Origin of the sequence: Streptomyces sp. FH025 (assembly GCF_017427025.1) — a bacterium.
Lineage (GTDB): Bacteria > Actinomycetota > Actinomycetes > Streptomycetales > Streptomycetaceae > Kitasatospora.
Genome location: NZ_JAFLNG010000020.1, coordinates 23,512 through 29,511, shown reverse-complemented (window position 1 = coordinate 29,511; position 6,000 = coordinate 23,512). Strand labels below are relative to the sequence as shown.

At 73.3% G+C, this 6,000-nt stretch carries 4 protein-coding genes; 1 reads left to right on the top strand and 3 read right to left on the bottom strand.

The genetic code is table 11. The features are described from left to right. Window positions 1-48 precede the first annotated feature (48 nt). Both J0670_RS02905 and J0670_RS40140 read right to left on the bottom strand, forming a co-directional pair. Window positions 49-1,728, bottom strand: coding sequence for a GAF domain-containing protein (locus J0670_RS02905; RefSeq protein ID WP_307806355.1), 1,680 nt, complete (start codon window positions 1,726-1,728; stop codon window positions 49-51). A 120-nt stretch (window positions 1,729-1,848) separates the two neighbouring features. Beyond that, complete coding sequence (locus J0670_RS40140; RefSeq protein WP_207809254.1) at window positions 1,849-2,619, bottom strand: GNAT family N-acetyltransferase; 771 nt, start codon at window positions 2,617-2,619, stop codon at window positions 1,849-1,851. A gap of 306 nt (window positions 2,620-2,925) precedes the next feature. On the opposite strand from J0670_RS40140, the gene J0670_RS02895 reads away from it, so the two are divergent. Further along, window positions 2,926-3,954 carry a hypothetical protein gene (locus J0670_RS02895; protein WP_207809252.1) on the top strand — a complete coding sequence of 343 codons (1,029 nt, stop codon included), beginning with the start codon at window positions 2,926-2,928 and terminating at the stop codon, window positions 3,952-3,954. A 60-nt stretch (window positions 3,955-4,014) separates the two neighbouring features. On the opposite strand, the gene J0670_RS02890 is transcribed toward J0670_RS02895, so the two are convergent. Further along, window positions 4,015-5,985, bottom strand: a complete 1,971-nt coding sequence (locus tag J0670_RS02890; RefSeq protein WP_207809250.1) for a hypothetical protein — start codon at window positions 5,983-5,985, stop codon at window positions 4,015-4,017. Window positions 5,986-6,000: the final 15 nt, after the last annotated feature.

Here is a 6,000-nt window from a genome sequence, read left to right as displayed (position 1 = left end):
CCGACGCCGCGCCTGGCCCCCGGTGCGGTGCTGGACCAGGGCTGAGGCCTACCCCAGGGGCACGCGCCACACCAGCTCGGTGCCGCCCTCGGGGAGGGTACGGGCGGTGAAGACGCCGCCCAGGCTGGTGGCCCGGTCGGTGAGGTTGGCGAGGCCGCCGAGGCGGCCGTTCTCGGGGAGGCCGATGCCGTTGTCGGTGACCGTGACGGTCAGCTCGTCGTCGGCGGCCACGGTGACCTCGGCGGCGTCGGCCCGGGCATGGCGGGCGGCGTTGGACAGCGCCTCCTCCAGGACGGCGACGGCCGCGTCCGCGACCTCGGGAGGCACGGCGATGTCGAGCAGACCGGTCGTCCGCAGGGCCGGGGCGAAACCGAGGGACCGGGCGGCGCGCTCGATCACCTCGGCGATGCGGGCGCGCAGTCCGGTCGCCGCCGGGCCGTTCTCGCGCAGGCGCAGGCCGAAGATGGTGGCGCGGATCGTCCTGACCGTCTCGTCCAGGTCGTCGATCGCCCGCAAGACGCGCTCGGTCGCCTCCGGGTGGTCGATGAGGCGGGTGGCGCCCTGGAGGGTCATGCCGGTGGCGAAGAGCCGCTGGATGGCCAGATCGTGCAGGTCGCGGGCGATCCGGTCGCGTTCCCGCAGCAGGGCGATCTGCTCCGAGTCCCGGCGGCGCTCGGCGAGTTCCATCGCCACCGCGGCCTGGCCGGCGAAGCCCAGCAGAGGGCCGGACTGGTCCTCCTCGAACAGCGGCGCGCCGGCGGCCCGGGCCAGCAGCAGCACGCCACGGATCCCGCGCTCGTCGGTGCCGACGGGCACCGCGACCGCCGGTCCCAGCCCCTGCCACCGTGGCGGCCCCGCCGTGATCCGCGGGTCCCTCCGGACGTCGGGGCTCACCACGAGCCCGCCGGTGCGGAAGGCCGCGCCCATGAACGAGCCCTCGACCGGCAGCACCAGACCGCGGTGCTCCCGCTCGCCGAGACCCACGGCGATCCGTACCTCCAGCTCGGCGGTCTCCGGCCGCGGCACGGCGACGACCGCGAGGTCGGCGCCGACGAGCTCGGTCGCCCGGGCGAGCAGCAGGTCCTGCACCTCCTGCTCCCCGCTGCCCGAGAGCAGGCTGCTGGTCACCTCGGCACTCGCCTCCAGCCAGCGCTGCCTCCGGCGGGCCCGGGCGTAGAGGCGGGCGTTGTCGATCGCCACCCCGGCGGCCACGGCGAGGGTGGCGAGCAACGACTCGTCCTCCGCGTCGAAGTCGCCCCCGCCCCGTTTCTCGGCCAGGTAGAGATTGCCGAACACCCTGTCCCTGATCCGGATCGGCACCCCGAGGAAGCTCCGCATCGAGGGGTGGTTCGGCGGGAACCCGTACGACGCCGGATGGTCGGCGAGCCGACTGAGCCGCAGCGGCTCGGGGTGGCGGATCAGTTCGCCGAGGATCCCGTGCCCCGACGGCAGGGCGCCGATCAGCTTGACCTGCTCGTCCGTGACCCCGACCGGGATGAACTGCGACAGCCGCTGGTCTTCGCCGATCACCCCGAGCGCGCCGTACTCGGCGTCCACCAGGACGACCGCCGCCTCCACGACGTGCTGGAGGGCCTGGGTCAGCTCCAGGTCGCGGCCGACCGCCAGCACGGCTTCCAGCAGGCTGTGCACCCGGTCCCGGGTGCCGCGGGCGGCGTCCAGCCGGGCCTGGAGCTCCTCCAGCAGCTCGTCCAGCCGCAGGTTCGGCACGGGGACGGGATGCTCCGATGTGCTGTCCAAAGGATCCTCCGAGGCTCGTCCCCCCGCTGCCCACTGACCAGCGTAGGCGCGCCCGCCGCGGCACGGCGGGCGCCCCGGCGCCGCTCGGGGTCAGGGCGCGAGGGCGGGGCCGGCCCAGTACACCACCTCCTGCCGTAGCGGCCGGAAGCCGGCTGCCTCGGCGAGGGCCCGGCTGGCCTGGTTGCCGCGGGGAGCCGACCACGTCGCGGTCAGGCCCTGTGCGTGGGCGGCCGCGGTGGCGGCTCGGGCGCAGGCGAGTGCGAGGTCGAGGCGGCGGAAGGCCGGGTCGGTCGCCACGGCGATGTCCAGGTGCTCCCGTCCGACGAGGTAGCCGCAGGCGAGCGAGGCCAGGTACGGCCCGAGGAACGCGCCCCAGGCGAAGCCGCTGGCCGCGAGCGCGCGGTGGCCGCCCCAGGTCTCGGAGATCCAGTGCGGGCGGACCGCGCCGTCCGCGCAGGCGCGGCGGGCGAAACGGTCGAGAGGGGCCTCGTCTGCGGGGCACAGCGGGCGCACCCAGGCCGCCGTGTGCGGGGACACCGGCCGGGGGCGCTCCGTGTGGACGTGCAGCACGCGCACCCAGGGGGTGAGGTGGGCGAAGGTGCGGCCCAGCAGGGGCAGGAATCGGTCGGGGGCGTGGAATTGGCCCCGATCAAAGCGGGCCAGGACATCCGGGGCCAGATGCGCCGGGTCCCCGCGCAGGAGGCGTTCCGGCCCGCAGTGCACCAGCAGCGCGCGGGCCGCGTGCGGGTCGTCCGCCCACCAGCCGCCGTGGGAGCTCCGGGTGACGTGGGTGGGAAGGACGCTCGCGCCGGGTCGCTCCGGGGCGGACCAGTCGGCGGCGGGAAGGGTTGCGAGGGACACCGTTCCAGTACGGCAGGCCGGGACCGCCCGTGTCGGACCGTTGACGAAAACCTGGCAGCCGCGCGGCCGTTGTTGACGGAACCTTGGCGACCGTCGGGGCGGCCCGCTCGGCGGCTCCCCCCGAACAGCCAGGTTGAGGTGTTGTGGGCACAGGAGCCACTGGGGCGTCGGGACAGAGTGTCGCCGTCAACTGGTCAACCGGACATTCATCCGTACGAGTTGGAGATGTTTGGTCCACGGCTGGACGCCGCAGGACTGTGCGAGGATCCGGACCAGCCACCGGACGGCACTCGGGAAGGGTGCGGAGTGAACCCCATCGGCCACGGCCCGATCAGGCACCCCCTGCCACCGGGCATCGACACCCTCCACTACCGCCCGGGCAACGCCCTGGCCGCGATCCCCGACCCCCGCCACCGCGCGATGGTCGCGGAGGTCCTCGCCTCCGGCCTCGTGGACGGGATGATCGTCCGCACCGCTTCCTTCGGTCCCCCCGTGAACGACGTGCAGTGCCGTACCGCGGTGGACGTGCTCACCGCGGAGTTCGAGGCCTTCGGTGTTGACGTGCCCGCCGCCACGACCGGCCACATCACGCGGATGCGCGCCCTCATGGTGCCGATCGACGACGACGCGCTCGCCCTCGCCGTCGACCGGATCTGGGTGTTCACCACCCACACCGACGACGTGTGCTGCCACGACCGGGCCGAGGCCGCCGCCGTCCTGCGGGCCGGGCTGCTGCCCGATGCGCGGCCGTCCTCGCCGACGGCCCGGTACGTGCGCCACATGTTCGGCGAGATCGCGCGGTTCTGCGATCCGACCTTCCTCGCCGTCTGGAGGAACTTCTTCTACAACGCGATCACCGGTGTGCTGATGGAGGCGGAGTTCGATCCCGAGGTGTCGGACGGCATCGACAGCGACTTCGTCCGGGCCTTCAACGGCTTCTCCCAGTTCTGGTTCACCACGCTCCAGTTCACCGCCCCCTGCCTGCGCGCCGACACCCACCGGGCGTTCTGGTCGGCGGCGCTGAGCTCCTGCGTCGCGTTCCTCAACGACGTCAACGACGTGGTGTCCTTCTACAAGGAGGCCGTGCACGGCGCGGACTTCGCCACCGGCCGGATCCACCGCCGGGCGGTCGCGGAGCGCATCCCCTACCTCGAGGCCTACCGCGAGGTCCTCGCCGGCGGCGAGGCCGCCCGCCACCGCATCCTGGACCTCGCGACCGAGGAGCAACGGCCCCACCTCGACCGCTACATGACCGGGTTCACGTACTGGCAGCTGCGCTGCCGCCGCTACCGCTGGCAGGACGTCTACCCGGGCCTGGCCGTGATCGACGCGTAGGCCGGAGGCGACGGGGTCGCGTCCGGCCGCATCGCGCCGGCCGACCGGGCGACCGCCCGCTCACGGCTTGGGGCAGGCGGCCGTGGTCGCCGATGACGGTCGCACCGGCAGCGGGGTGAGGGGTGTGCAGACCGGGGTGGCGAGGCCGATGAGCTCCACCAGTCCCACGCCGCCGGTCGGCGGGACGAGTTCGGACCAGTTGTTGGCCAGCCAGACGTTGCCGGACTGGTCGAGCTGAACCGCCGTGAGGTGCTGGATCGTCGCGTTGCGGAATCCCTGTGGGGGCGACAGGACCGTGCCGGTGGAGGTGCCGCGCGGGCAGGCGGAGGTGTTCTCGCCGCACAGCAGCCAGACGGACGGGGTGCCGAAGCCGGCGACCCACACGCGGTCGGATCCGTCCACGGCCACGGACCAGGGGCCGACCGGGATCGGCAGTTTGTGCTCACCGGCGATGGTTCCGTCGGGCCGGATCTCGGTGACGGTGTTGCTGAAGAAGTCGGGCACCCAGACGTTGTCCTTGGAATCGATGGCGAGTCCCAGCGGCCAACTGAACGAGCCGCTCTTGACGGGCGAGAACGCGGTCGGCTTGAAGTCGGGGCCGATGACGGTGACGCTTCCGCCGAACGCGGCGCCTGCACCGGGCACCCGCGTTTCGTAGAGTTCGGCGCCGCTGAGGCGGGCGTTGGTGACCCAGGCTCGGCCCTGGCCGTCGATCTGGACGGCGAACGGGTGGTCGAGGCCGCCCCCGGTGATCGTGATCGCCTTCGAGGGATCGCCGTGCGGGTAGACGATCACGCTGCCCTGGCCGGGTGCGCCCTTGATGCCGTAGAAGTTGGCGAACCACACGTTGCCCCGCTGGTCGACGGCGGTGCCCTGCGGGTGGTCGGGGCTGCCGTTCCTCCACCCCGTGTCGGGCGACAGCGGGGTTCCGGTGGCCGAGTACTTCGAGATCGCGTCGCCCCCGTAGGCGGGCACCCAGGCGGAGCCGTCGTGGTCGATCGCGATGCCCCACGCCCCGCCCTTCATGCCGCCGCCCTTGATCGGGCTGCCCAGGGTCGGACGGCCGACCGGATCGAGCACGGTGACGTACGGGCTCGGATCCCTGGTGCCGGGCTGCCAGTTGTTGGTCGCCCAGGCGTTCCCCTTGGCGTCGAACGCGATGCGGCCGGGGGCGTAGAGGCCGGTGTCGGTGTAGCGCAGCGCCAGGATCCAGGCGCTGGGGGCGGCGGTGAGCGCGGGAGAGAAGACGTTCGCCGTCTGCGCCAGGGTGTAGAGCTCGGCCGGGAAGAGCGTCGGGTTGTGGACGAGGTTGAGCACCGCCTGCACCGTGTCGTCCGGCGTGGTGCCGTCGGGCGGTGTGGCGAGGCGGAGCAGGTCCGCGCAGCGCGGCGTGTTCGCCGTCGCGCAGAGTGAGAGCAGGTTGGCGAGCGTGCCGAGGGTGGCGAGCGTCTCGTTGTCGGTGGCGTTGTCCTTGTTCGTGACGACTCCGCCCGGCTTGCCGGTGGCCGGATCGGCGAGGTTGAACGATGTCGCCGCGGCGTTCTGCAGCCCGGGACTGGGGCCGGAGATGCCGTGCCGGTCGCTGAACTGGGCCAGGGCGTACGTGGTCGCGACGGTGGTGAGTTCGTTGACCGTCACCGCGTTCAGGGTCTGCCGGGGAACGCCGCCGTCGGCGCCGACGCCGACGACGGAGCGCAGCCGGAGTTTGGGCGTGTCCGGGGGCGCGGCCTCGACGTACAGCACCCCGTCCGTCGCCTGGGCGTAGGAGATCCTGAAGGAGCCGGTCGCGTCGGTCGTGGCGCGGCCGAGTTCCCTGGTTCCCTCGCGCGATCCGGCGATGAGCGTCACCTGGGCCCCGCGCAGCGCGTTGCCCGCCCCGGTGACCTTTCCCGTCAGGGTGGCCGGTGTGGCGGCGGGGGCGTCCGGAGCGGCGCTGCACGAGGTCAGCGCGACGACGAGCGAGGCCGCCGCGGTGGCCGAGACGGCCGCGGTCCACCGTCGTCCACGGGGGGATGCACCGAGTGCTGTCATGGTCTGGGTCCTTTC

Coding starts and splice junctions, on each gene's coding strand:
- J0670_RS02890 (WP_207809250.1), bottom strand. CDS start 5,985: ATGACAGCACTCGGTGCATCCCCCCGTGGACGACGGTGGACCGCGGCC.